Annotated in this window: 21 protein-coding genes; 4 read left to right on the top strand and 17 right to left on the bottom strand. The window is 61.5% G+C overall.

Annotated features, from left to right (window positions below; genetic code table 11):
• Positions 1-45: 45 nt before the first annotated feature.
• Positions 46-1,400 (bottom strand): IS3 family transposase gene (locus KW568_RS22130; RefSeq protein ID WP_085983016.1). Its coding sequence is split into 2 segments (ribosomal slippage): positions 46-924 and positions 927-1,400, totalling 1,353 coding nucleotides; the frame shifts between segments, so codons are not numbered across the junction.
• A gap of 85 nt (positions 1,401-1,485) precedes the next feature.
• Here KW568_RS22130 and KW568_RS22135 point away from each other — a divergent pair.
• Together KW568_RS22135 and KW568_RS22140 are read left to right on the top strand one after the other, a co-directional pair.
• On the top strand, positions 1,486-2,670 hold the full coding sequence (locus tag KW568_RS22135) for an osmoprotectant NAGGN system M42 family peptidase (protein WP_003252630.1): 1,185 nt from the start codon (positions 1,486-1,488) through the stop codon (positions 2,668-2,670).
• Between the two features lie 82 nt (positions 2,671-2,752).
• Positions 2,753-2,980: a YheU family protein gene (locus KW568_RS22140; protein WP_003252629.1), complete on the top strand. Its 228-nt coding sequence runs from the start codon at positions 2,753-2,755 to the stop codon at positions 2,978-2,980.
• Positions 2,981-3,032: 52 nt separating this feature from the next.
• Here KW568_RS22140 and csrA read toward each other — a convergent pair whose 3' ends face one another.
• On the bottom strand, positions 3,033-3,212 hold the full coding sequence (gene csrA / locus KW568_RS22145; protein WP_003252626.1) for a carbon storage regulator CsrA: 180 nt from the start codon (positions 3,210-3,212) through the stop codon (positions 3,033-3,035).
• A gap of 291 nt (positions 3,213-3,503) precedes the next feature.
• Here csrA and KW568_RS22150 point away from each other — a divergent pair, with 291 nt between their 5' ends.
• Positions 3,504-3,656, top strand: a complete 153-nt coding sequence (locus KW568_RS22150) for a DUF3309 family protein (protein ID WP_003252624.1) — start codon at positions 3,504-3,506, stop codon at positions 3,654-3,656.
• Between the two features lie 73 nt (positions 3,657-3,729).
• Here KW568_RS22150 and KW568_RS22155 read toward each other — a convergent pair whose 3' ends face one another.
• The 15 genes from KW568_RS22155 to KW568_RS22225 all read right to left on the bottom strand — a co-directional run bounded on the left by KW568_RS22155 (position 3,730) and on the right by KW568_RS22225 (position 22,723).
• Positions 3,730-4,893 (bottom strand): hypothetical protein, encoded by a 1,164-nt coding sequence (locus KW568_RS22155; RefSeq protein WP_033725795.1) that lies wholly within the window; start codon positions 4,891-4,893, stop codon positions 3,730-3,732.
• Between the two features lie 11 nt (positions 4,894-4,904).
• Positions 4,905-5,678, bottom strand: a complete 774-nt coding sequence (locus tag KW568_RS22160; RefSeq protein WP_050562065.1) for a pilus assembly protein — start codon at positions 5,676-5,678, stop codon at positions 4,905-4,907.
• A 51-nt stretch (positions 5,679-5,729) separates the two neighbouring features.
• The gene (locus KW568_RS22165) at positions 5,730-8,198 is read right to left on the bottom strand and encodes a TcfC E-set like domain-containing protein (protein WP_070095918.1); all 2,469 of its coding nucleotides are present in this window, start codon (positions 8,196-8,198) and stop codon (positions 5,730-5,732) included.
• 74 nt (positions 8,199-8,272) lie between these two features.
• A complete protein-coding gene (locus KW568_RS22170; protein ID WP_259536819.1) occupies positions 8,273-8,767 on the bottom strand; it encodes a fimbrial protein in 495 nt (164 codons plus the stop codon).
• Between the two features lie 69 nt (positions 8,768-8,836).
• Positions 8,837-9,322 (bottom strand): hypothetical protein, encoded by a 486-nt coding sequence (locus KW568_RS22175; protein ID WP_003252611.1) that lies wholly within the window; start codon positions 9,320-9,322, stop codon positions 8,837-8,839.
• 230 nt (positions 9,323-9,552) lie between these two features.
• Complete coding sequence (locus tag KW568_RS22180; RefSeq protein ID WP_003252608.1) at positions 9,553-10,362, bottom strand: SDR family oxidoreductase; 810 nt, start codon at positions 10,360-10,362, stop codon at positions 9,553-9,555.
• A gap of 69 nt (positions 10,363-10,431) precedes the next feature.
• Entirely contained in the window at positions 10,432-13,674 is a 3,243-nt protein-coding gene (locus KW568_RS22185) for a transporter substrate-binding domain-containing protein (RefSeq protein ID WP_232863072.1), read from the bottom strand.
• 9 nt (positions 13,675-13,683) lie between these two features.
• Positions 13,684-14,310: a response regulator transcription factor gene (locus KW568_RS22190; protein ID WP_003252604.1), complete on the bottom strand. Its 627-nt coding sequence runs from the start codon at positions 14,308-14,310 to the stop codon at positions 13,684-13,686.
• Between the two features lie 29 nt (positions 14,311-14,339).
• Positions 14,340-15,536 carry a hypothetical protein gene (locus tag KW568_RS22195; protein WP_003252602.1) on the bottom strand — a complete coding sequence of 399 codons (1,197 nt, stop codon included), beginning with the start codon at positions 15,534-15,536 and terminating at the stop codon, positions 14,340-14,342.
• Positions 15,533-16,267: a hypothetical protein gene (locus KW568_RS22200; protein WP_003252600.1), complete on the bottom strand. Its 735-nt coding sequence runs from the start codon at positions 16,265-16,267 to the stop codon at positions 15,533-15,535. Before KW568_RS22200 ends, KW568_RS22195 begins: the two co-directional genes overlap by 4 nt.
• Before the next feature lie 116 nt (positions 16,268-16,383).
• Positions 16,384-18,894, bottom strand: a complete 2,511-nt coding sequence (locus KW568_RS22205; protein ID WP_054888729.1) for a CS1-pili formation C-terminal domain-containing protein — start codon at positions 18,892-18,894, stop codon at positions 16,384-16,386.
• Between the two features lie 90 nt (positions 18,895-18,984).
• The gene (locus KW568_RS22210) at positions 18,985-19,464 is read right to left on the bottom strand and encodes a CS1 type fimbrial major subunit (RefSeq protein WP_033725791.1); all 480 of its coding nucleotides are present in this window, start codon (positions 19,462-19,464) and stop codon (positions 18,985-18,987) included.
• 221 nt (positions 19,465-19,685) lie between these two features.
• A complete protein-coding gene (locus tag KW568_RS22215) occupies positions 19,686-21,350 on the bottom strand; it encodes a cation acetate symporter (protein WP_003252593.1) in 1,665 nt (554 codons plus the stop codon).
• Positions 21,347-21,658, bottom strand: a complete 312-nt coding sequence (locus KW568_RS22220) for a DUF485 domain-containing protein (protein ID WP_003252591.1) — start codon at positions 21,656-21,658, stop codon at positions 21,347-21,349. The genes KW568_RS22215 and KW568_RS22220 overlap by 4 nt, the downstream gene beginning before the upstream one ends.
• A 204-nt stretch (positions 21,659-21,862) precedes the next feature.
• On the bottom strand, positions 21,863-22,723 hold the full coding sequence (locus KW568_RS22225) for a glycine betaine ABC transporter substrate-binding protein (protein WP_003252589.1): 861 nt from the start codon (positions 22,721-22,723) through the stop codon (positions 21,863-21,865).
• Between the two features lie 197 nt (positions 22,724-22,920).
• Between KW568_RS22225 and KW568_RS22230 the strand changes: the two genes are divergently transcribed.
• Positions 22,921-24,486, top strand: coding sequence for a hypothetical protein (locus tag KW568_RS22230; RefSeq protein WP_003252588.1), 1,566 nt, complete (start codon positions 22,921-22,923; stop codon positions 24,484-24,486).
• Positions 24,487-24,675 lie beyond the last annotated feature (189 nt).

Genomic DNA, 24,675 nt, shown 5'->3' on the forward strand with positions numbered 1-24,675 from the left:
AGGCCGCTCCCACAAAGTGGACTGCCCCCCAAAAGTTGGACAGTTTTAAGCTGCAGCCTGAGCCCTGTACTCCACAGGGCTCAGGCCATTGAGCCTCAGCTTGATGCGATCATGGTTGTAGTAGTGAATGTACTCATCCAGACCCGCTCTCAGCTCATCAATGCTCTCGAAACGCTTCAGGTAGAAAAACTCAGACTTGAGCGTGCCGAAGAAGCTTTCCATGGCCGCGTTGTCCAGGCAATTGCCTTTTCGAGACATGCTCTGCTTTACCCCACATTCGCTTAGCTTACGGCGGTATTGCGCCTGCTGGTAATGCCATCCCTGATCCGAATGCAGCACGAGCTTCGGTTTCTCTCCCAGGCAATCGAGCGCTTTGCCAAGCATGTTCCCAACCAGGCTATAGCACGGGCGGCTGGCCATTTCGTAGGCCACGATTTCGCCGTTGTACAAATCCATCACGGGCGACAGATAGAGCTTCTGTTGAGCTACTTTGAACTCGGTTACGTCAGTCACCCACTTTTGGTTTGGGCGTTGAGCGATAAAATTTCGCTCCAGTACATTCGCTGCCACTTTACCGACGGTACCTCGATAGGAGCGATATTTCTTGGGGCGCACTACTGATTTCAATCCCTGCTCAGCCATCAGCCGTTCAATGACCTTCTTGTTCACCCGCTTTTCCTTCCTGATTACGAGTGCGATACGGCGATAACCATAAAGCCCTTTCTGCTCGTGGTAGACGCGATGCACCAATGCCTTGAGCTCAGCATGCCGATCTGGCTTCTGCTGAGCTTTGAGCTGGTAGTAGAAGGTGCTGCGCGCCAGCTCGACCAACTGAAGGAGGTCAGGCAAAGGAAACCTGCGCTTGAGTTTGGAAACGATCAGGACTTTTTCCCGCGTGTTCGTTCCTTTTCCTCGCGCAGAGCCTTGAGCTCCTTTAGGACAGCATTCTCCATGCGCAGGTACTCAAGTTCAGCCATCAGCTGATCTCGAGACTTCTGATCATCATTGGTATCGGTGGGTTTGGCAGGCTTGATCTTCTTCGACACGTCGATTGGCTTTCTTGGCTTGATGGCAGTAGAGGGTGCAGGACTGCCACTGTAGTACTGCCGCTGCCAAATGCCTATCTGAGAAGACTGCCCAAGACCAAAGTGGGCAGCGGTCTGGCGCAGCGAAAGCCGATGCTCGTGCATATAGCTAAGCACCTGCTGTTTGAAATCACTGGTATAGCGCCGCCCATGCGAGCCTGGACCAATGCCATTATTGGCCTGATAACTGGCCACCCAGCGTCGAAGCAGGCTGAAATCGATACCTAAGTGTTGAGCCACCTTTCGGAAACCGTTGCTGCCATCCAGGTAGGCTGTGATCGCTGTGAGCTTGAATTGCTCGGTGTACTTACCCATAGATCCCCCAAGGGTTGGATTGGTGTCCAACTTCTTGGGGGCAGTCCAAAGACTGCGAAATTTTAACCCGACCGGAGGCCTGGACATGTCCGAACGACTCCCTGAACCCGATCTCGACTACCTCAAACGCGTGCTGCTGGAAATGCTCGCCATCCCCAGCCCCACCGGCTTCACCGACACCATCGTGCGCTACGTGGCCGAACGCCTGGATGAGTTGGGCATCCCCTTCGAGCTGACCCGCCGCGGCACCATCCGCGCCACGCTGAAGGGCCGGCAGACCTCGCCCGACCGCGCCGTCTCTGCCCACCTGGATACCATCGGCGCCAGCGTGCGCCAATTGCAGGACAATGGCCGCCTGGCCTTGGCGCCCGTCGGCTGCTGGTCCAGCCGCTTTGCCGAAGGTAGCCGGGTCAGCGTATTCACCGACACCGGCGTATTCCGTGGCAGCGTGCTGCCGCTGATGGCCAGCGGGCATGCCTTCAATACCGCCATCGATCAGATGCCGGTGAGCTGGGAGCATGTGGAAGTGCGTCTGGATGCCTACTGCGCCACCCGCGCCGACTGTGAGGCACTGGGTATCAGCATTGGTGACTTCGTAGCCTTCGACCCATTGCCCGAGTTCACCGAAAGCGGCCACATCAGCGCCCGTCACCTGGACGACAAGGCTGGCGTAGCCGCATTGCTGGCGGCATTGAAGGCCGTGGTGGAAAGCGGTCGCCAGCCACTGATCGACTGCCACCCGCTGTTCACCATCACCGAGGAAACCGGCTCGGGCGCAGCTGGCGCCCTGCCCTGGGACGTCAGCGAGTTCGTCGGCATCGACATCGCCCCGGTGGCGCCTGGGCAAGCTTCCAGCGAGCATGCGGTCAGTGTGGCGATGCAGGACTCGTCGGGGCCTTACGACTACCACCTGTCCCGGCACCTGCTGAAACTGGCCGGCGACCATGACTTGCCGGTGCGGCGCGACCTGTTCCGCTACTACTTCAGCGATGCCCATTCGGCGGTGACTGCCGGGCACGATATTCGTACCGCGCTGGTGGCGTTCGGTTGCGATGCCACCCATGGTTACGAACGCACGCATATCGACAGCCTGGCGGCGCTGAGCCGGTTGTTGTCGGCGTACCTGCTGAGCCCGCCTGTGTTTGCCAGTGATTCGCAGCCGGCCAATGCATCGTTGGAACGCTTCAGCCACCAGCTGGAGCACGATGCGCAGATGGAGAGCGACACGCGGGTGCCAGCAGTGGACAGCCTGGTGGGTAACAAGGGCTGAGGGCTTCGGGGCCGCCATGCGGCCCCAAATTCCCCAAGGTTTCGCGTAGCATGCCTGCACCAATACCAAGACGCCGCCCACCATGCTGATCCCCTACGACCAACTGCAAGCTGAAACCCTGACCCGCCTGATCGAGGACTTCGTTACCCGCGACGGCACCGACAATGGCGACGACACCCCGCTGGAAACCCGTGTGCTGCGGGTACGCCAGGCATTGGCCAAGGGGCAGGCGTTCATATTGTTCGACCTGGAGAGCCAGCAGTGCCAGTTGCTGGCCAAGCACGATGTGCCCCGCGAATTGCTCGACTAGCAGGCTCGGCCCCCTTCGCGGGCAAGACTGCGTAGGGATGCTGATGGCAACATCAGGCCTCGCCTTGCTTGGCCTCCTTTATGCGCTTGTACACCTCGGCCCGGTGCACCGGCACCGAGCGCGGGGCGTCCACGCCAAAACGCACCACGCCCTCCCGGACATCCGCCACCATGATGCGGATGTTATCGCCAATCACGATGATTTCCCCCACCTCACGCCCGATTACCAACATGTGCCGATCCTCCTGCCAAATGGAAAACCGGAGACTGCCTGCCAGGCATTCGGCTACTCAATAGTTCCCCTGCAATTCAGAAGAGCCCTACATTTCAGAGTAACTTCTCCTACAGACCATTCCTCTTGAATGGGGCTGAGCGCGCATTTTCACGAGCATATCGGCCTTGTGCTGCGAAGAGGCCGGTACACGCGATACACCAATGGAATCTTTCGCAAGCGGCGCCGGTCCGATTTAACAAGAGGCCTGCAATTCGAGGCCCTTGCCCCTCAACCACGCAAGGACTCCACCATGACCACGATCCTTATCATCATCCTGATTCTGCTGCTGATCGGTGGCTTACCGGTCTTCCCCCACTCGCGTAGTTGGGGCTATGGCCCATCCGGCATTATTGGCGTGGTATTGGTGATTCTGCTGGTCTTGCTGTTGCTCGGGATGATATGACCCGATGCGGACAGCCACTTCAGGCAACTGCTGAAGGCGCATGGCAGGCGGGTAGCAACACCCGCTTGTCATCCTAAAGGTCCGCATCGAACACGATCGTCACCACGGCCTGATACTCGGTACCAGGCAACATATCCTGATCCGGGGCGTGGCCGCGAGGGTACACATGAAAATGCAACTGCCCTTGGCTACCGGTCACACCTTCAGGCGGGACTTCCAGGCTGATTGCGTTCCCAGCCCCGCCAAAGGCCATTGCCTGCCGGTAGAGCGAGCGACCGTTGTAGGTAACACCTGGCAAGGTCATTGCCATCGACAGCGGTATGCCATGGCCTTTGGCCGACCGTAGATTGCACGTGCTTCCCAACCCGGTGCTGCACAGGGCCCAAACTTTGAATGGCCCGCTGGCAGTCAGGCTGAACGCCACGTCCTTTTCCAGTCTGTCTGCATTGCCCTGCCCTCGGCGGCCTTGTCCACGGGCCTGAGGCGGTTCCAGCGCCACCTGCTCGGAACCCGGCTCGAAACGCACCTCAAGGTCATGCACCACCTCAAGTGTAACGTTGATCGCGACTGAATCTGCGCTGAGCCCGGAGACCGTTCGGCTCGAGCCAAGGCCTATATCCCTGTCAGGGCCTACCGAATAGACCACCCGCCCGCGGTATACGCCCGACTTCAAGCTCGCCGGCAAAGGCGTCTTCAGCCGATAACCCAGCGTAAGGTGGCTGACATGGTACGTGCCTGCATTCGCTGCGTTGAGGTCGGCCCAACACCCACTGCTGGCCACCGACCACAGAAACAATCGATGCGCCGCGCTCGCCAACGCAACCTGGCAACCACTCGAGTCCAGGCCCGAGCGCGCCGCAAGCGTGGGCGCCCCATCGTCCGAACTCACTGTGCCGCCCAGGTGGGTAATGGCAAAGTCCATGCTGACCTGCTCACCGGTCTGATCACGGACCATCAGCAGCGGCGTCGGCTGAACAGGTGCCGAGAGGTAGAAACCGTCGGCGCCTTCGCCATCGACTGTTTTGGAATATTCAACATTCACATCCAGCAAGCTCTGCAGTGGATCAGCACAAAGCTGCGGCAGCTGGGTGCAAACAGGGGACGACCGCGGTGCCAGGTTTTCGAACTGCCTGGTGTCGCCGCGATAACGCAGGTCAAGCGTGATCTCGGCAGCCTGCGCCCACGATGCGCCAAAGCCGCCGACCAGCAGCGCCAGCATTGCACATTTACCAGCCATGCCTGGACCTCTCACCCTGCTTTCAAATCGATGGCTTTGCGCGCATCGCCTTCCACCAGCTCGAAGCGGTATTCGACACCGGTTTTTTCGATGAACTCGCGCGTACGCCCAGGGCGAATATGGTGCTTGGCCGGGTGATCACAGTCGTCGTCGCCCCGCACACAGGTCTGGACATTGTCGAGCAGCACCGTGGCATTGCCCTCGTTGCGCACGGTCCACTTTCCGCCCGCTCGCTCGATCGAGGTCTGATACTGCGTGGCAGTAGGCTTGGCGATCAGGATGGTGCCGTAGCCGGCCAGAAACTGCACACCGGCATTGAGTTCATTGCGGTAAGCCTCAAGCTCCGCATCGTCCAGTGCAAAGCTGTCATCCTGTTCCGGTAGTACTGGCACGAAACGCAGCCGGTAGTAACGCTCTTGAGCCCGCTCACCGCGATACAGCAACCGGACTGCCTGCATGCCACGTGCCGGGATGATCATCCGCGCAGGGCTGGCAACAACGCTGCGCTGGTCGAAGGGCAACTCATCGACGTCTACTTCACGCGGCTCGCCTTCGCCGTCGTACACCAGCTCCAGCACGCTGACCTTGACGAACGCGGTACTGTCCCCACGGTTGTAGATGCGTTTGGCATAGGTGCCCTTGCCCGGCTCGAGGTAGTCATACAAGGCCCCGACATCCAGCTGTGGCCCGGCCTTGGCAAACCCTGGCAGCAGCAGCACGGCGAACAACAAGCGTGATAAGTAAAATGTGAACCTTTGCATCTTCAACCTCTGTTTGCACAACATCCAATCCTGGCCCGGGATCAGGCCCTCTAAAGCGACAGGCTGAAAGCCGGTTCAGCCCATACGCGGTACACAGCGCTGATCACCGACGATCAGCAAGTCATCGTCGCGGTCAAAGTTGTCCGGCGGTAATGTCAGAAGGCAGCTGCCTGCCGTGCCATGGCGAATTTCCAGGGTGGGCCGTGCCTCACTCATTTCGACGCTGAAATAGCCATCCACCTCGACCACCGTGCGGCCGGCGTCATTGATCACATGTGCGCCTTGCAGCGGCTGGCCATGGCCGTCGAGCAGCCGGCCAAACACAGTGACCGTTCGCATGACTTTCACCGCGTGATAGCCCACCCCACCGCGGTTGAGGTGATAGTCGACAGCAAGGGGCTGGATCTGCGCTGGCGGCATGTCCTTCGCGTCGAAGTCGAAGCGCACATGACCAGACTTGAACGCCGTCACCGGCACGATATTGCGCCCGGGGTGGAGCATTGCACTCATGCCCTGGCCATCGTTGGCGCGTAGCTTCACACCTTGCAGGTCGCTTTCGACATCGATGATCAGGCCGGCATCGAGCGGTAGGTTTTGGCCCCCCATGGCCAGCTTCCCGGCGCCCAGCGCCAAGGTGCTTTCCAGGTTGAGGCCACCGCTGAGGTTATCGTTGAACGATGAAGTCTGGGCATAGGCATCGCCCTGCAATGCCTGGCTGTGAAAGCGCCCATTGGCGGCAAGGCTGGTGCCATAGCCGTCGAGCGTTGCGCTGCCCCCCAGGCTATGCACTGGGCCCAGGTCGACGTCCTGCCTGTACCACAGCGAAGCGTACGGGTCGTTCCCCCCCTCACGCGAGGCGCGGCTACCGACATCGACCCCAAGCTGCTTGCCGTCGCGCTCAAGCTTCATGCTGACAGCGACGTTAACGCCGCGGCTGCGAACACCGGCGCTGCTGCGCGTGCCGGGCCTGTCGAACAGTGACAGGCGAACACTGCTCTGATGCCCCCGCAGTTTTCCGTAGAACGCCCAGCTGAGGTCGGCTCCCAGCCCGCTGGCCGAGCCCGCACTGTGTTCCAGGCGCAGTGTCGCCGAACTGCGCGAGGTTACCCGCTGGTTGATCGAAAAGGCGGTGCGGCTGCGCACCTGCCGCTGTGAACGATCGTCGCGCTCCTGACCGCTGGGCTCGAGCCAGGTCTGGTTGTGGCTTAGCAACAATGAGCCCGAGGGATGGGTATAGGTCAACTGCAGATCACCCCCATTGCCCAGACCTTGGGTTTGATTAAGGCTGGCGTACAGCTTGAACCGCTCATGGACATCCCAGTCCAGCGAGGTACCCAATTGCAGATCAGCGCCGACCTGTTGCATCGACAATCCCAGCACCGCAGCGGGGTGCAGCAGATAATTGGTAAGGGCCCCGAGCGCCAGGCCCTGTTCACGATGGCTATCCCAGTTACTCAGCAACTCGAGCTGCTGGCCCAAGTACACGTTGTAGCGCCAGCGGCTATCGATGTTCTGCCATCGGCTGGGCTTGTAGATGGACGCTTCGCTACGCGAGGTCTCCAGGCCGTCTTCAAGCAAGCGCAGCTCGACATCGTAGATGCCGCCGGGCAACACCCGCGTGTCGAGTGCCTGTAAACCAGGCTGTACCGGCTGACTGTTGATCAGTGAACCATTGCGATAGATTTCGACGATACCCGGGCGGTTCGGCGTGACGTAGACAGGGATGGCGCTGGCTTGGCCATTGTCGACCAGCAGGCTGTCACTGCTGCCCAGCATCAAACCAAGCGTGCTGTCAGGGCGACGCCCCAGGAGCGTTGGCTGGCGCACCAGGCCTTCTGCGCCAGTAGAGAAGTAGCCCAGCCGAAAGAATTGCTCTTCGTGCATGCGCTCTGCGTAAAGCTGGTTCATGCGGTAACGCACATCGCCTTGCTCAGCTGGGCTACGATCCGCGCGCGCCTCGGCCAGCGTGGTCCAGTTATGCAGATTGCCCTGGCCGAGCAGGCCGATTCTGCCCGTGGTCTGATTACCATCATTCACCAGATTCAGTTGATTACGCAGCAGCAACCCAGTGCTGCCCTGCTCTGGGAGACGGTGATAGCGCGCGTCCTGCTCCAGTTTCTCGGCATCGGAGGTGAGCAGCGACAGCTGCGAATTGGCCAGGCTGTAATGGATAGCCTGCAACCCGTCCGGGCAGTTTTGCAGGCAGTCGCCCAGCATGCGCCCGCCCTCCAGCCGTTGAAGCCATAACTGGCGCAATGTGGCGGGCTCTGTGCTCTGCTCGGTGTCGGTAAATGCCAGCATTTGCACACGGTTATCACGGCTCAGCACGACCATGGCATCACCCAGGTAGCGCTGATCCAGCTCAACTCGCACCGCAAGTGGCACCTCGAAGAAGTGCGCCTCGAAGTCTTCAGGCAAACGCCCGAACGTGTTCAGGCCGTTAGCATCGGGCTCGCGTTCAGCCAACACTTCGACAGGGAAGAGGCAAGCAGCACCCAGCAACCAGGCAGCGAGTGCACGGCCGGGTGCAGCAAACTGGAACATGATTCAATCCACATCAACACCTGCCCACCGCTGGACAACATCCGACAGGGTGGAGGCAGGCGGCACTGCATCGATCAAAGGCTGGTGGAGGACGTCTCAAACAACACTTTCACAACCCCGTTATAATCACCCTTCACGAAACCGCCCTCAGGCTTTACAGCCTCAAAGGCAATAGGAAGTTCTTTACCGCCTTTGGCATCTTCGGCGTCCATGACTTCCTGAGGCGCGAGCGACAACGGCTTATCCCCTACCGTAATGACCAGCGCAATCTTCTGGCCAACGTTACTCTGCTCTTGCAACTCTGCGGCTTGCAGCAACTTCGCCTGAATGGCACCGACATCACTCTGGGCCATAAAATTTTCAGTCACTTCTGTGAATTGCTCAGCCTGCGGCTGATACTCAAGCGTCACGCCATCTCGAACCCAATCACCGACAGGTTCCACGGAAAAGTCATTGCCGGGAATGACTGCCGTTACAGAAATGTCATGGCTGATCGGCTCAGGAGCGGCGGCGACAGCGGCACCGGCAAACATCGCAAAGAATGGAATAGCCAATACAGAGGATTTCATATCAAATTTCCTTCAACGGTTGCACATTATCAATAGCAGGCGCGCGGGAGCGACCGCATAAAACGACTATCAGGGCGCACCCGTTTCAAACATCAGAGTGGCGTGGGTGGTGTAGGTACCGGGCATGCGAACCGTGGATCCCTCTCCCATGGGGTAGAACCTGAATTCAATGGTTTTCCCCTGAGCGGCGTCAGCAGCACTGACGATTTCGACCGGCGCCGTGCCCATGACAACGCGATTCAGCGAGATATAGTAACGGCGCTGAAATTCCGCACCGCCTACCCGTGTAAACCGGTAATAGGGACTGTCCGTTTTCGCATAGATCGGCCCATAGGTACTTTTTACAAACACATCTTTTTTAATTTGCTTGAAGACGAGCCGGCTCGGGTCATATTCCGCCCGAAGTTCGTCGTCCCACCAATTACCCACCGAAGTCACTTGAAATTCAGGTGTCGAAACGACAGCCTGAACACTGACGTCCTGAGGTATTTCCTTCGCCCCTACGGCCCCCGCCGTCAGCAGCAGGGCGCAGGCGGTAAAACAACGTAACTTCATTGAGCAGTCCCCGAATATGCCGGCATTTATCGATGCCCGTATGACAGGCGGGCACTTTACGAATGGGGCATCAATGCGTATGTAGGTGTTTTCTGAGTGACTGCGAAAAATGAAAACGCCCCGACAGTCGGGGCGTTTTGAAATGCTGCGGCTTAACGCATCAGCTGGTGTGGTCTTGTCGGTAGCAGGCCTGTACCCCCTTGCCCCCGGTCAGTGCGTCTACAGAACATTCATCGCGAAGGAGCCTTTGCGCGCATTTTTACCGCCATATCGGCCATCTCGTCATACAGCCGCTCAGGCGCCTGGCGTTTCAGCTGCCAGGCCTGGCGCCCGGCCTCATGGGGCAAAATCAGGAACTCGCCCGCAGCGACCTGCTGGTGGATGTATCCGGCAATCTCGGCGGCGCTGATGGGCGAGCCCTCCAGCAGCTTGCCCACCTGCGCCTTCATCGCCGGGTTCGGCCCACGGAAGGAGTCCAGCAGGTTGGTCTGAAAGAACGACGGGCACACCACGTGCACCGACACCTCCTGCTGGCGTAACTCCACCAGCAGGCTTTCCGAAAGCGCCAGCACGCCAGCCTTGGCGACGTTGTAGTTGCTCATGCCAGGGCCCTGCATCAGTGCGGCCATCGAAGCCACGTTGATGATCCGGCCCTTGCTGCGCTCCAGCAGCGGCAAAAAGGCCTTGCAGCCCTTGACCACGCCCATCAGGTTGACCGCGATCTGCCAGTCCCAGTCTTCCAGGGACAGTTCGGCGAAAAAACCGCCAGACGCGACGCCGGCGTTGTTGACGATCACGTCGATGCCGCCGAACTGCTCGGTGCATGCCTGGGCCAGGGCGGTGAGCTGGCTGTAATCGCGCACATCGCAGCGCTGGATGAAGCCATCGCCGCCGGCGGCCCGGGCCAGTTCCAGGGTTTCGCGCAGGCCGTTTTCGTTGACATCGGCCAGCGCCAGGCGCCAGCCCTCGCGCGCCCAGCGCAGGGCGATCTCGCGACCGAGGCCTGACCCGGCGCCGGTGATCATGATGCGGTTATGCATGGTGGCTGGCCTTGTTCTGGCAGGTAGTACAGCGAGTCTAATCAAGGGCAAGGGGGCTGGGAGGATTCATCAGGGTAGTGAATGGGCAGACATGACTGTGTGGTCAGTACCGCCCTGGCGGCGGGGAGCATGCTCCCCGAGGTAGCTGGCAAGCCAGCGGTCCAGGCGCAGCATGGTCTCCTCCAGCGCTCTGGCTGCCTGGCGCACCTGTGACGTATCCGCCGGCCGTTGCGTACACTGCGCTTCAAGCCGTTCACATGACGCCACCAACGCTTGTGCCCGCACAATGCGTGCGCCGCCTTTCACCCTGTGCGCCACTTCAACGAGCGCCGAGGGGTTGTCGCTCGAGTATCTGAGCTGTGCCAAATCCGCCAGGTTACTGCTGGCCAGATCGGCCAGCAGGGCCACCAACACAGCCTGGTCATCGCAAACCAGCTTACGCAAATGGGCCAGATCAACGGCAGGCAGTTGCTCGCCTGGCTCACGGCTGACGTACTGGAAAGCTTGCAACGTTTGCATGAGGGTATCCAGGTTCAGCGGCTTGAACAGGCAGTGGTCCATACCCGCAAGCCTCGCGCGACGGCGCTCCTCTTGCAGGGCACTGGCGGTCAGCCCCACCACCCGACAGCGAGGCCTGGCCCGGCGCCGTTCGTGTTCGCGGATTGCCCGGGCCAAGGCAAAACCGCCAAGCCTGGGCATGTTGCAATCGCTGATGACGACGTCGAACGTTTGCTGCAACCAGAGGCGCAAGGCCTGATCGCCATCTTCGGCAACTTGCACCTGGTGACCGAGAAACGCCAACTGGTGCGCGAGCAGCAAGCGGTTGGCCGGGTAGTCATCGACCACCAGCACGCGCAGGGCAGCCAGCCTGGGAGGGTCGCCCTGCGGCGTTGCCGGCTTGGCCAGCACTGGCCGGGCTGCCAGCGCCAGGTCCAGGCGGATTTCAATCCGCGTACCTTGGCCCAGCACGCTGTGCAAGCGTAATTGCCCGCCAAGCATTTCACACAAGCTGCGGCTGATCCCCAGCCCCAGCCCGGCACTGCTGCGTGGCGACTGGCGCTGATTGCTGGCCTGGCGAAAAGGTTGCCCGAGGCTTTCCAGCTCGGCCTGGGCAATGCCTATGCCGGTGTCTGCGACTTCGAGCAATACACTTGCCCGCCCGGCTGCAGCCTGCATATTCAGGCTGACCAGGACCTTGCCCTGCGCGGTGAACTTGATTGCATTGCTGACCAGGTTGGCCAGCACCTGCTTGAAACGCACCGGGTCAAGCATCACCCAGTTTTCCACCGCCCCCTTGCACACCATGTCCAGGGCCAGCCCCTTGCCGCGTGCCTGTTGCTCGAACAGCTGAACCACCCGGGCGACTTGCTCGCGCAGGCTCACTGGCACCAGTGCCAGTTGCAAATGGCCGGTTTCGATGCGTGTGATGTCGAGTACATCGCCGATCAACTCCTGCAGCCCGATAGCGGCATCCGCCGCCACTTCGATGGCCAGATGGTCCAGTTCGCCCTGCCCTGCCTTGCGTCGGGCAAGCTCCAACATGCCCAGCACAGCATGCAGCGGCGTGCGGATTTCATGGCTCATGGCCGCGAGAAACTGCGTCTTGGCCTGGTTGGCCGCCTCGGCCTCGCGCTTTGCACGATGCAGTTGCACCTGCATCCGCCGCAGGTAACGAACCCACAGCAGGGACAGCAACAGCAGGCTGCATGCCAAGGCGATGCCCGCCAGCATGCGCCCGCCATAACGGCGCCATAACCCGTCGCCAACGATCATCGGGTTACGCCAGCGTCGCAGCATGGTCTCCATTTCTGCCGGGGGCAGCGCGAGCAAGGCTTTGTCGAGAATACCCAGCAGCTCTTCGTCGGCATGGCTACTGGCAAAGGCGAAGTGCATCGGTGGCAGCGCCAGGCTGGCAGCGATCCGCAGCCTGCCGGGAAAGTGACGTGCAACCAGCGAGCACGCCTGGTCCAGTGGCAGCACGGCGGCGCCTGCCTTGCCTTGCTCCAGCGCCTGCAGAGCAGCCAATGGATGAGGCACGAGCCGCTGACGGATCCCCGGGTAAGACTTGGCCAGCGTCTGCGCCTGGGCGCTGCCACGCACCAGCGCCAGCGGCCGCCTGCCGAGCTGCGCCAGGCTGCTGGGGGCCACGGTCTCGTTGCGCGTTACCAGGACCAGCGGCAAGCTCAGAAAACTGCGGCTGAAACGCAGTTGCCTGGCGTGTGCCGGGCTGTACACCAGCCCGGCAATCAGATCGGCCTGGCCCTGGCGCACTCGCTCGATCATGTGCTGTATGTCTGTGCCCCCCTGCACCTCGAAGTGCAAGCCGGTGAGGCGGCTGATGCGTTGCAGCACGTCCATGCTCAAGCCGCGCACCTGGCCATGCTCATCGCGGTAGCTCAACGGTAGCTGGTGCTCACCGAGCAATACCTTGACCACGGGGTTTTCCGCTATCCAGCGCTGCTGGGCTTCGCTGAGTTCAACCAGGCCGGGTTTGACGGGGCTGGCAGGCTGTGGGCTCCAGTGCCCGCGAAGGCGGGCATGTTGCTGTTCGGTCAGGCCTTGCAGCACGGCATCGACCAACCTGGGTAATGGGCCGTGGTCCCCGAGCATGGCAAAGCCCAGGGGCTGGGCTGCAAAATCGGGCTGGTCGACCCATTCAAGGTCTGGCAGTTGCCCTCGGGCCAACAGATAGCGGCTGCTCAGGGCATTGCCTAGAAACAACTCAGCTTCACCGAGCTGCAACGCCGCCAAGGCGCTGTAGGGGGTGGGGTGCAGCTGGATCCGTGCGTTGGGATAGTTGTGCTGAAGCAGGGCCAACGGTCGATACCCCTCGACCGCCAGCAGCCGAGGGCTTGCGCTGTTGCCACTGACGAACCGCTCACTGGCCAGCAGCAATGGCTGGTCAACGATGTAGGGGCTGGACAGGCGCAGCTTGGCGTCCTGCGCCTGCTGTGCTGTTACCGAGCTGACCAGGTCGACAGTACCCTTGCGCAAGGACGCGAAAGCCGCGTCGTAGGTCTCGAACAGGCTCAGGCGTACTTCCAGGCCCAGCTTCTCGGCCAGCACACTGGCGTACTCGGCGCTGATGCCTTCGTAGGCCTGGCCGGTGCCGAGCATGTCGAAGGGCGGGTTGTCGCGGCCGACTACCCCTAGGTTCAAATGGCGCTTCTCCCACAGCCAGCGCAGGTCGGCGGGGGCCAGCGCCAGCGCAGGCCCCGTTTCCACGCCCCGGGTGTAGAGCTGCGGTGCGGCCAAAACGGGTAGCGGGTTCAGGCAATACAGCAGCCACAGCAGCAGGACGCGGATTGGCACGGGTAGCGACTAGATAAGCGCATTGCGACGGGCGAAGTCCGCCAGGTCGATCAACGAGTTGACCCGCAGTTTTTCCATGAGCCGGGTTTTGTAGGTGCTGATGGTCTTGTTGCTCAGCAGCATGGCTTCGCCGATCGCCTTGTTGCTCAGCCCGCGGGCGAGCTGCTGCAGGATCATCAGCTCACGGTCGGTCAGTGAGGCGATGCATTGCGCGTCTGTGAACTTCAGGTCCTGCTTGTGCACCGAACTCAGCGCCACTTCAGGGAAGTACGTATAACCCGACAATGTTGCGCGCACCGCCTTGCCAAGCTCGTCCAGCTCATCGGTCTTGGCCACGAAGCCCATTGCACCGGCCTGCATGCAGCGTAGCGAATAGGCCTCGGGCAATTGCGACGTCAGCACCAGAACCTTGGGCGGCTGCGTCATGGCCTTGATGCGGGCGATTACCTCAAGGCCATCGAGCCCGGGCATGGCGATATCGAGGATGACCAGGTCCGGGCCCAACTCACGCGCCAGCCGCACCGCGTCAATACCATTGTCTGCCTGGCCGACGACATCGAGCCGTTCCTTGCGCAGCAGCATGCACACGGTGGCTCGGATGAACGGATGGTCGTCAACCACCACGACTTTGTACATAGGTTAACCTCGCGCATCATGGCGGTGGGCTAAAGCTCAGCGTCGAAAACGACGGTGACCTGGCCGGCATAGGTGGCGCCAGGGTGTCGAAGCATGGCCTGCACGTCGTTGCGCTCCACCTGGAAACGCAACTGGCCAGGGCGATTGAGCGTGGGCATCGCCGATTCGAACGCCAACGCAGCCGCCTGCCCGCTAGGCAACGCCAGTTGCTGAACCGGCCGGCCCTGGTGCTCGATACCTCCGGGCAAGGTAATGGCCACGGTCACAGGCACCTCGTGGCTGGCGTCGTTACGGATACCGCACGTACCTGCGGTGTAGTGCTGGCACAACTTGTAGGCTTTGAATGGGCCGGTGGACCATAGCCGGAACGGCAGGTCTCGGTAGATGAGCCCAGGGGCCTGGCCGCCGCCCAGCCAGGCCTGCCAACCATCCTTGGGCTCAAGCACGGCGCGCTCCGAGCCAGGCGGGAACTCAAAGATGAAAGCGTGCTGCACATCCAGTTCGAAGTTGATCACCAACGTATCGCCGCTCAGGCCGGTAACATTGTTGCCGAAATCAAAGTCGCCCCCAGGGCCTATGGTGTAAGTGAGGCTGCCACGGTACATACCGGCGCGCAGGCGATACGGCGGGGGGATGTCCAGCTCGAAGGAAATGCCCGTGTCCAATACCGTCGTGGTATCTACCTGATCATCCGGCACCCATGAGTAGCTGATCACGCAAGGGGTCGGGCTTTGCGGGTTGACCAACGAGGTGTGGTATCTGAAGCGGCTTTGGTTGCCGACAGAGTTCTTACCACGACAACCGCCGGAGAAGCTGCCGTTAAGCGGGTTGTAAGGGCTACCCAACACAGCTTCCTGGCTGATGGAGCGCACCTCGAAGGTCATCTGCCTGGGCTCACCCGTCTGTTGATGGCGTACCTCCACCTCACGACGCCCCGGCAGTTTCACGAAATATCGATCGCGCAGGTCGGGGGCAAGGTTGATGCTTGTCTTCTGGTAGCTAATTGGCAGGCTTACGGTGCCGGTACTGGCGCACAGGGCAGACCAAACCCTGCAAAATTCAGCAGGCGGCGTGGTGTTCTCGAAGCGCCCCGACCCACCGCCACGGTATTGCGCCGAAAGCGTCACCTCCAGTGCGCTGGCCAAGGGGGCGAATGCCAGCAAACCTGCGACCAGCCCGACGCGTAAGTGACGGATGCGGGCCAAGCGCCCTGTGCTACGACTCATCCTTCCACCACCATGCGCTTGCGCGCTTCGCCTTCATGCAACTCAAACTGATGAACCTTTGCCGCCTGCCCTTCGAATTGCCGTGTCCGCCCCGGCAACACATGATGTTTGGTGGCAGTCTCGCAGGCTACGCCAGCCGCCTGGCACTGCCGGAACTGATCCAGCACGACAGTGGCATTGCCCTGGTTGCTGACCGTAAGGCCACCGCCCTTGCGCTGCACAGACGTCTGAAACCGGGTTTCGCCAGGCCGAACGAACAGCAACGTGCCGTAGCCGGCCAGCAAGTTGACCCCAACCTTCAGGCTATTGCGGTACCGCTCAGCCTCGCCCTCGTCCACGGCAAACCCATCACCCAGCTCGGGCAGGACCGGGACGAAGCGCAAGCGGAAATAGCGTTCTGTATCGCGCTGCCCGCGGTACACCAGGCGCACCGCCTGCATGCCCTGCGCCGGCACGATCAGCCGCGCCGGGCTGGCCACCAGGCCGCGCTGCTCCAACGGCATGCCCTCGGTGTCGACCTCGCGGGCATTGCCATCGGTGTCGTACACCAGCTCAGCGACACTGACCTTGACGAACGCCGTGGTATCACCGCCGTTGCGCACCCGCTTGAGCAAGGTGCTTTTGCCGGAATCCAGGTAATCGTACAACGCGCCGACATTAAGCTCGGGCGCCCCAATGGCTGCCAGCGGGGTAACCAGACAGGCCAGGGCAAGCAGACGATGGATATTCACGTTTGAAGGTTCCTTGGATAAGTACAGCGATTGGCATACCGTAAAGCGGGAACAATCGCAGGATGTGTAGGAGCCGTCTGAAACGACGGTAGGGCCGCTCTGTTACCGACCCTGAGCTAGCTCTCAACACGCTCCCCCCCGCTATCAGCGGCCTTGGCCAGGCTTGCGGGCGTGCAACGCTGGTCGCCGGCCAACAGCACATCGTCTTCACGTACCAGCTGCGTAAGATTCAGCGTCAACAGGCATACGACCTGCCCTTGCTGACGCACCTCCAGGCTGGGTGTGGACTCGCTCATTTCCACGGCGAAGAACCCATCAGCCTCACTGACACTGCGACTGGCGTGGTTGATCACCTGCGCGCCCCGCAGCGGGCGACCCTGGCTGTCGAGCAGGCGGCCGATGACGGTCAGCGTGCGCAATACCCGAAGCTGGCGGTAGCCAATGCCGCCACGGTTCAGGTGGTAGTCCACACTGGAAGGCTGAATCACCGCTGCGGTGGCTTGCGCGCCTTCAAGGTCGAATTGCACATGGCCGGCCTTGTAGGCGGCCACCGGGACCAGGTTGCGCCCAGGCCGCAGATTGGCAGTACCGCCATGGCGGTCGTCAGCGCGTAGTTTCAAGCCTTGGATATCGGTTTCGACATCGACGATCAGCCCAGCCTGGTGAGGCAGGTACTGGCCGCTCACGGCCGCCTTGCCAGCCCCGACAGCCAGCATGCTTTCCAGGTTGAGGCCGCCGCTGAACTCACCGTTGTAGGAAGACCGCTGGAAATACGCATCACCGTGCAGCTGCTGGCTCTCGAACTGCGTGTCGCCACCCAGGCCGGCGCCATAGCGGTCGGCGCTGGCGGTCAGGCCAACGCTGCGCAGCGGGCCCAGGTCGACGTCCTGCTGATAGGCCACTGCGGCATTGAGGTCGCGCCCGCCATCGCGCGCTGTGCGGCTGCCGACGCTGGCCGACAGGCGCCGGCCACTCGTGCCGCCCAAGCTCATGCTCAGGCTCAAGTTGACGCCGCGGCTGCGGGCCTCACCAGTACCCGCGTTGCCCGGTCGGTCGAACAGCGACAGGCGCCAGTTGGCCTGCGACCCCAGTAGCTGGCCGAAGTACGACCAGCCCAAATCCACCCCCGTACCGGCGCTGGCCCCACTGCTGTGCGACACACGCACGCTGGCGGTATTGCGCGGGTCGAGGCGATGGTTGTAAGACACCGACGTCTGGGTTTGCCGCGCCTGCCAGTGGCTCGGCTGACGGTCATCACGCAGTGATTCGGGGCGGGTCAGCCAGGTGCTGCTCTGGCTGGCCACCAATGAGCTGTTTTCACCGGCGTGGATCAATTGCAGGTCGTAGCCGTTGCCGTAGCCCTGGGCCCGGAACAGGTTGCCGTACAGTTTGAAGCGGTCGAGCACATCCCAGTCCAGCGACGTGCCGTATTGCAGGGTTTGGTCGATGCGCTGTGCCGAAACGCCGACGATAGCCCGCGGGTGCACCAGGTAATTGGCCAGCACGCCTGCCGCCAGGCTGTCATCTGCGTCGCGCTGCCAGTTGCTCAACAGGCTGCTCTGCCGCCCCAGGTACAGGTTGTAGCGCCAGGGGGCATCGGTGCTGCGCCAGTTGCTGGGTTTGTAAATGAATGCCTGGCTGCGCGAGGTCACCTGGCCGTCCTCGACCAGGCGGATTTCCACTTCATAGATGCCCCCGGGTAACACTTTGCTGTCCAGCGTCTGCAGGCCGGGCTGCACCGGTTGGCTATTGATCAGTACGCCGTTGCGGTAGATTTCCGCCACGGCGGGGCGGTTGGGCGTGACATAGATGGGCGTCGCGCTGGGCGCACCATTGTCGATGGCCAGGCTGTCGCTGCTGCCGAACATCAGGCCCAGGGTGGTATCGGGGCTAGCCCCCATCAGCCGTGGCTGGCGGGTCAGGCCTTGGGCACTGGGGGTGAAATAGCCCAGGCGATAAAAGTGGTCCTGCGCCAGTCGCTCACCGTACAACTGCTCAACCCGGTAGCGCGTGCCCTGTTGACTGTCGCTGCCACGGTCGAGCTGGCCATCGGCCAGGGTCGTCCAGTTACCCAGGCTGCCCTGCCCTTGCAATGCATAGCGGCCGCTGGTGACTCGGCCATCATTGACCAGGTTGAGTTGGTTACGCACCAGCAGGCCGTAGCTGCCCTGTTCGGGAAGCCGGTGATAACGCTCGCCGGCCGTTGACGCTTCGGCCTGGTCGGTAAGCAGTGACAACTGCGAATTGGCCAAGCTGTAGTGCACTGCGCGCAGGCCATCTGGGCAGTTTGCCTGGCAGTCACCCAGCGGGCGCCCCTCGACCAGGCGTTCGCGCCAGCGCCGCCTCAGGCTTTCTGGTTCACGGCTGTCGACGGTTTCGGTGAATTCCAGCAGTTGCACGCGCTGATCCCGGCTGAGCACGACCATGGCATCACCCAGATAGCGGCCATCCAAGTCTACCCTCACGGCCAACGGCACTTCATAAAAGTGCGCTTCAAACTCACTGGGCAGACCTTCGATGCCACCCAGCGCTGCGGTCGCAGCGTGGCCCGTCACTGGCACTGCGGCCAGGCAGGCTGCCAACGGCAAGCTCAGGTACAGCGCGGAAAGGGGAAATTGTAGGGTCATGGGCGTCGCTTGCGGGCAATACCTGCCCGCCCCGCGGCAAGCGCCGAGGGCAGGAACAGGCAACAACGAATGAACGATGGGGGGGGTGAATCAAGGCGTGCCAGTTTCGAAGATCATGCTCACCAGGCCTTGGTAGTTGCCTGGCTCATAACCCGCGGCTGGGGCAGGCTGGGCTGCAATTTCGAAGCCGACGATCGCCCCCGGTGCGGCTTGGGTGGCGCTGACCACTTCGACTGGGGTGGTCTGCAACACGGTGTCGCCAACCTTCACATCCAGGCCAATGTTGTGGGAACCGCTGGCAATGACTGCGGGCGAGACCAGGTAGGCGTTGATAGCGCCAACGGTGCTCTTGACCTGCAGCTCCTTGCGGACAGGGTCGAGCTTGGCCTGATTGGGGTTCCAACCCAGCTCTTGCGGGTCGTTCATCCAGTTGCCGCCCACCGGCTCGACGAAGAACGCATCGGTCGGCACCTGGGCAGTGACCTGCACTTGCTTTTCGATCGGGTCCAAGGCGTGGGCGGCACCGGCAAACAGCATGGCCAGAGGGAGGGCAAGCAGCATACGTTTCACGATCAAATCTCCTTGAGGGAATCACTGGCTGAGGGGCGACTGCCCGATCAGTAGTGGCGATTATTCGTGAACGCTGGCGATTGGAAGTTAGGACCGTTCCGAGCGGATTTAGGAAATTTCCCAAGGGATGCAGTTTGCCAGTATTGCCTGGAGCAACCCCTGAATGCACAACGCCCCGGCTAGCGGGGCGTTGTGCATTTCAGCGCGTTATGGCTACAGCTTCAGTGGGAAACCGCCCCGCTGGCACCCAGGCCAGTCTGCGAACGCACGAACTGCGGGAAGAACAGCGCGCGCTCATCCTCAGCCGCCTTGGACTTGTCGGTGACCGAGAAGAACCAGATGCTGACGAAGGCAATGGCCATCGAGAACAGCGCCGGGTACTCGTACGGGTAGATGGCCTTCTCGTGGCCGAGAATCTGTACCCAGATGGTCGGGCCAAGGATCATCAGCGTCACCGCACTCACCAGGCCCAGCCAGCCGCCGATCATGGCGCCGCGGGTGGTCAGCTTCTTCCAGTACATCGAAAGCAGCAGCACCGGGAAGTTGCAGCTGGCCGCAATGGAGAACGCCAGGCCGACCATGAAGGCGATGTTCTGCTTCTCGAACAGAATCCCCAGGCCGATCGCCAGCACACCCAGGGCGACAGTGGTGATCTTCGATACGCGGATCTCGTCCTTGTCGTTAGCTTTGCCCTTGCGCCAGACGCTGGCGTACAGGTCGTGGGACACCGCCGAGGCACCGGCCAGGGTCAGGCCAGCCACCACCGCCAGGATGGTGGCAAAGGCCACCGCCGAGATGAAGCCGAGGAACACACTGCCACCCACCGCATTGGCCAGGTGCACCGCAGCCATGTTGTTGCCACCCAGCAGAGCGCCTGCGGCGTCCTTGAATTCCGGGTTGGTGCTGACCAGCAGGATCGCGCCAAAGCCAATGATGAAGGTGAGGATGTAGAAGTAGCCGATGAAGCCGGTGGCATACAGCACGCTCTTGCGCGCTTCCTTGGCGTCACTGACGGTGAAGAAGCGCATCAGGATGTGCGGCAGGCCGGCAGTACCGAACATCAGTGCCAGGCCCAGGGAGAATGCCGAGATCGGGTCCTTGACCAGGCCGCCGGGGCTCATGATCGCCTCGCCCTTGGCGTGTACCTTGATGGCTTCGGAGAACAGCGTGTTGAAGTCAAAGCCCACGTGCTTCATGACCATCAGCGCCATGAAACTGGCACCGGACAGCAGCAGCACAGCCTTGATGATCTGTACCCAGGTGGTGGCCAGCATGCCGCCGAACAGCACGTACAGGCACATCAGGATACCCACCAGGATCACCGCCACATGGTAGTCCAGGCCGAACAGCAGCTCGATCAGCTTGCCGGCGCCGACCATTTGCGCGATCAGGTAGAACGCCACCACCACCAGCGAACCGGAGGCCGAAAGGGTGCGAATTTCCTTTTGCCCGAGGCGGTACGAGGCCACGTCGGCGAAGGTGTACTTGCCCAGGTTGCGCAGGCGTTCGGCAATCAGGAAAAGAATGATCGGCCAGCCAACCAAAAAGCCGATCGAGTAGATAAGGCCGTCATAACCCGAAGTGAACACCAGCGCGGAAATACCCAGGAACGAGGCGGCCGACATGTAGTCGCCAGCAATCGCCAGGCCGTTCTGGAAGCCGGTGATCTTGCCACCGGCAGCGTAGTAGTCCGATGCCGACTTGTTGCGTTTGGAGGCCCAGTAGGTGATGCCGAGGGTGAAGGCGACGAAGGCCACGAACATGGCGATGGCGGAAACGTTCAGCGGTTGTTTCTGCACCTCGCCGGTCAGGGCATCGGCGGCCCACACGGCGGGTGCGAAGGCTCCGCAGGCCAATACGGCCAGGGCTTTGACTTGGCGAATCATTGTTGCGCCTCCTTCAGGATTTCCTTGTTCAGCTCATCGAATTCGCCGTTGGCGCGGCGCACGTAGATGGCGGTCAGGACGAATGCCGAAACGATCAGACCGACGCCCAGGGGAATGCCCCAGGTAATCGATGACTCAGGGCTGAGCTTGGCGCCCAGCAAATGAGGACCGTAGGCGATCAGGAGGATGAAGGCGCAGTACAGGCCGAGCATGATCGCCGAGAGAATCCAGGCGAACCGTTCGCGTTTGGTGACCAGCTCCTTGAAACGGGGGCTGTTTTGTATCGAGAGGTAAATGCTGTCGTTCATTGTTTTTGTCCTAGCAGCACAGATACGGGATGGAACCCACACCCTTACTTTATGCTGCCGATGGACGCCAACCAGACGACCTTAGTCTTAGATGCAACGGTGTTTTACCGATTGCGTAACAAAGTGATGAGCCGTTCGCGGGTGTACCCGCTCCTGTAGGAGCGGGTACACCCGCGAAGAAACCCTATTGGCCCTGGAAGGTGATTACTTGCCAGTCCACTCCTTCACACGATCAGGGTGCTTGGCGACCCAGTCCTTGGCGGCCGCTTCAGGCTTGGCCCCTTCCTGAATCGCCAGCATCACCTCGCCAATCTCGTCCTTGGACTGCCAGTTGAACTTCTTCAGGAACTCCGCCACTTCCGGTGCCTTGGTGGCCAGTTCCTTGCTGCCGATGCTGTTCACGGTTTCTGCCGCGCCATATACGCCTTTCGGGTCTTCGAGGAACTTCAGCTTCCACTTGGCGAACATCCAGTGCGGAACCCAACCGGTCACCGCAATCGACTGCTGCTTGGCATAGGCACGGCCCAGTTCCGCCGTCATCGCCGCACCCGAGCTGGCCTGCAACTTGTAACTGGTCAGGCCATAGTCCTTGATCGCCTGGTCGGTCTTGAGCATCACACCGGAGCCTGCGTCAATGCCGACAATCCTGTCCTTGAAGCTGTTATCGGTCTTGAGGTCGGCGATGCTCACTGCCTTGACGTACTCGGGGACGATCAGGCCGATCTTGGCGTCCTTGAAGTTCGGGCCGTAGTCGACCACGTTGTCCTTGTTCTTGGCCCAGTACTCACCATGGGTCACCGGCAACCAGGCCGACAACATGGCATCGAGCTTGCCAGTTGCCACACCCTGCCACATGATCCCCGTGGCCACGGCCTGCAACTTCACGTCATAGCCGAGTTTTTGCTTGATTACTTCGGCGGCCACGTTGGTGGTCGCCACGCTGTCGGCCCAACCATCCACGTAACCAATGCTTACTTCTTTGGCCATAGCCTGTGCAGCGCTCATGGCCATTACCAGGGCGGTGCCCACGCCCAGGAAACGTCGCATTTTCTTCAAAGTTGCCATCAAAGCATCCCCTCGTCAGGTCTTGGAGATTGCATCATCTTCCTGCAACACAAGTCGACCTGATCCAGCTGCGACCTGCACCCGCCCCATATGCGACAGCACTATGCCATTAGCGCCATCGGCCTACCTCGGCCTGCGCGATCCTTGCATGCCAAAGGTTTGGCGCCGGGCTACTATCTAACCTTTTGTGCCAGACGATGGACCGCCACATGCCCAGTTGTAGCCGCTTGTCATTGCCGTTGTACCTGCTTGCCTGCCTGCTGGCCCTGCTCGGGCTGGGGGGGCTCTGGTACGGGCTGGGCAAGCCTGTGCACCTGCCCGATGCGGCCAGCCCTGCGCACAAGCTGCAATGCGCTTCGTACACGCCGTTCGACAAAGACCAATCGCCTTACGACCAGCCGTTTCGCCTGCGCCCAGCGCGGATGGACGCCGACCTGGCGTTACTGGCCGAGCGGTTCCAGTGCATCCGTACCTATTCCATGAGCGGTCTTGAGGCAATCCCCGCGCTGGCACGCAAGCATGGGCTGAAGGTAATGCTGGGCGCCTGGGTGAACGCCCACCCGGCCGACACCGAGAGGGAAATCAACCTGCTGATCGCTGCTGCCAACGCCAACCCTGACGTGGTCAGCGCGGTGATCGTCGGCAATGAGACACTGTTGCGCAAGGAGGTGACCGGTGCCCACCTGGCCAAATTGATCGCGCGGGTGAAGCGCCAGGTCAAGGTGCCGGTGACCTACGCCGATGTCTGGGAGTTCTGGCTGCAGCACCCGCAGGTGGCCCCGGCAGTGGACTTTCTCACCATCCATCTGCTGCCCTACTGGGAGGACGATCCGCGTGGCATCGACGATGCCTTGGCCCACGTTGCCGATGTGCGCCGGGTGTTCGGCACACGCTTTGCGCCCAAGGACATACTGATTGGCGAAACCGGCTGGCCCAGCGAAGGCCGCCAACGCGAAACGGCGGTGCCCAGCCGGGTCAATGAGGCGCGCTTCATCCGTGGCTTCGTGGCCATGGCCGAGCGCAATGGCTGGCACTACAACCTGATCGAAGCCTTCGATCAGCCCTGGAAACGCGCCAATGAGGGCGCAGTGGGTGGCTACTGGGGGCTGTACGACGCGGACCGGCAGGACAAGGGTGTGCTCGAAGGGCCCGTGAGCAACCTGCATGACTGGCCGCAGTGGTTGCTGGCCAGCACCGTGCTGATGGTGATCATGCTGGTGCTGGCCGGGCGCCCCGCTACACCGTTGGCCGCCTTCCTGCTGCCACTGCTGGCAGCGTTTGGCGCCGCTTGCCTGGGCCTGTGGGGTGAGTTGATGCGTACCCATGCGCGCTTTGCCGGGGAATGGTTGTGGGCACTGATGCTGGCCGGACTGAACCTGCTGGTACTGGCCCACGCGCTATTGGCGCTGGCGCGGCGGGCCGGCTGGCGTGAGCGCTTGTTCGCCTGGCTACAGGTGCGAGCCGGCTGGCTGTTGCTGGCGGCGGGCTTCGCTGCGGCGGTAAGCATGCTGGCAATGGTGTTCGACCCGCGCTACCGCAGCTTCCCCAGCGCGGCGCTGGCGTTGCCGGCGCTGGTGTATGTGCTGTGGCCGGTGCGGGCGCGACGGGCGGAGGTGGCGTTGCTGGCGTTCATCGTCGGCGCCGGGGTGGCGCCGCAGTTGTTCGTCGAAGGGCTGGAGAACCAGCAGGCCTGGGGCTGGGCGGTGGTGAGTGTGCTGATGACAGCGGCGTTGTGGCGAAGCTTGCGGATGCGACAGGCTTGATACTGCATAGTCCTCGAGCCCGGCGCGTACCTTGTGTGAGTAAACTGTCTTGCTCAATTTCCAAAAGCTGGCGCGATCCCTGTGGGAGCGGCCTTGTGTCGCGATAGGACCGCGCAGCGGCCCCAGGATCTCGGCATCATGTATAGATTGCTGGGGCCGCTTTGCGGCCCTATCGCGACACAAGGCCGC

The organism is Pseudomonas sp. HD6515 (assembly GCF_024971855.1).
Classification (GTDB): domain Bacteria; phylum Pseudomonadota; class Gammaproteobacteria; order Pseudomonadales; family Pseudomonadaceae; genus Aquipseudomonas; species Aquipseudomonas alloputida.